At 44.1% G+C, this 2,041-nt stretch carries 3 protein-coding genes; all 3 read right to left on the reverse strand.

Features of this window, described 5'->3' with window-relative positions:
- Positions 1-686: RHS repeat domain-containing protein (locus tag NFR99_RS15145; protein ID WP_251354070.1), on the reverse strand; the 686-nt coding region annotated here is incomplete at its 3' end.
- A gap of 238 nt (positions 687-924) precedes the next feature.
- Complete coding sequence (locus NFR99_RS15150; protein WP_251354071.1) at positions 925-1,467, reverse strand: hypothetical protein; 543 nt, start codon at positions 1,465-1,467, stop codon at positions 925-927.
- Between the two features lie 142 nt (positions 1,468-1,609).
- On the reverse strand, positions 1,610-2,041 hold a 432-nt coding region (locus NFR99_RS15155; RefSeq protein WP_251354072.1), incomplete at its 5' end, for a hypothetical protein.

Genomic DNA, 2,041 nt, shown 5'->3' on the forward strand with positions numbered 1-2,041 from the left:
TACAGATTCCATGTCTTATATTCTTCATCTTTTCCCCTGTACGTATCCTGGCTGGTAAACCTCCCATCCTGCGGGTCATAGTACCTCGCATTAAGATAGTACAGCCCCGTGCTTTCATCATAAATGCCGCCTGTATAGCAAATTTCATTCTCCACATCTTCTGCCGCATACATAACCGTCTCGCCAAAGTCCGTATAGCGGTAAACGGCCGCACAGCTCCCGTCTGGCTTGATCAGGCTGGTGATGCTGCCTTTTAAATCTTTGCCGCTGGTGAGGTATTCCCCGGCGCAGCTCCCCGTATACCTTCCAGATGCGATGACGTTGCCCTCCAGCCCATACAGGTTGAAGCTGCTTTTGTTCCCTTCCGCGTCCGTAGTCGCCCGGACTGCTGTCCCCTGGTAGTAGTAGTTTGTGGTTTTCCCGTCTTCTGTTTTCTGGATACGCTGACCGCTGCCGTTATAGCGGTTTGTCTGGGTTAAGACAGCATCCCCTTTTTCTTTCCGTACGGCCTGTACCATGCGGTTCCCCACGTCATAGGCATACTCCGTGCTCTTCTCCAGGATTCTGTCTGACTCGCTTTTCAGGTTCCCGTTGGCTGCCACCTTCCAATGATTCAACGGCACACACAGCCACAAGCTCGCCTTTATCATAAGACATTTGGCGCAGGCGCTCCTCATCTTTTTCATTGCAGCGTATCCACATCACTTCTGCGACCTCAGACCTGATACCTGCCTCACTATCTGACGTACACTGATAAACCACCTCTCATTCTGCCTCGTCGGGCATGGCTCCTGTTTCCAGAAGTTCCTCCAAAAACGTGCTTTTAAAATCATACGTTTCCCAATCCCGCATTTAATTTACCTTTTCCTTTACTCAATAACTGTGGTGCCTTATGCCAATATTCTATCTAAAAAATATCCCCTTCTATCTTTTCCCATCAAAGGAATCTAAATCTTTTAGTCTTTCCACTTCCCGGCACGTAATAGAATCCAAATGTATTTCATCTACAATTCCCATAGTAATACAAGAAACGCCATCTATTTTCCCGTATTCGTTTACTTCCTGAATCTCAAGCGCCTCCTCGGAGAATCCTAAAATATAACCTGTTATATAGCCGCCCAAAAACACAAACTCTAACAATCTCTTTTCTTTCATGGCATATATGAGCAAATCCTGAAGAATATTCTCTTGCTGAACTTTCAGGCTCAGCCCTCTCCTATCCTTTGTTCTGCCTAATTGTAGAATTTTTTCTTCGTATTTACCATTCACAGAGCAACGGAAAACATTTTCTACGCGCAGCCACATATAACCGTCATACTCTCCACCCGGAGATATATTTTGCAAAAGCAACTGCTCTGGATTTAATGCTGCAATATATCCCACATTAAATTTCGTGTCATTTTCTGAATCACTATAGATGCTCACTGCCTTTTTTTCATCATTTATTTTTGTCAAAAACCTATACATAATAACCCCTTTCCATACATTCCGTCTTGTTCATTCTATGACTCCGTTAAAAATCTCTGGATGGAATATTGCAAGAAAAAATGTCGCAGTATTCCATCCTTATATCTCCAATATAAGCTATAAATTTACTATTTCTATATCTTTATCTGTTTTGACTTTTTCTACTATTATTTGACCTTTTATTAGGATTAGGTTTCCACTTTCCACTTTTTTTCTTCTTCTCTCCACCTTGATCCCGCTTTTTTCTTGCTTGCCCCGCTTCATGTTTATCTTTAGTTGATGGTCTAGCTTTTGACTTATGCTCTGAATATTCCCTAACTCTAGGCTGTGGAATAGCGTGCGCTTTCGTCGCAGGTCGTGTTCCGGGTTTTGCAACTGACGGGGTTTTGGGCACGGCTGGAATACGGGGTTTATACACGCTCCTCCTCGGTGCTACAAACCTTTCAAATCCTTCATACATAAATGCTGTTACACCAAGCGATACCGCAGCCTTACCAAGAAGTTCTGCTAATGCCGCCAATCCTCCAGCCGCAAGCGCAAAATGCCCGCTCGGATCTATATACCCAACCGGATT

The organism is Hominisplanchenecus murintestinalis, assembly GCF_943193015.1.
Classification (GTDB): Bacteria; Bacillota; Clostridia; order Lachnospirales; family Lachnospiraceae; genus Hominisplanchenecus_A; species Hominisplanchenecus_A murintestinalis.

Excerpts from the sequence above, each read along its gene's own strand:
- NFR99_RS15150 (WP_251354071.1), bottom strand. The coding sequence starts at position 1,467 with ATGTATAGGTTTTTGACAAAAATAAATGATGAAAAAAAGGCAGTGAGC.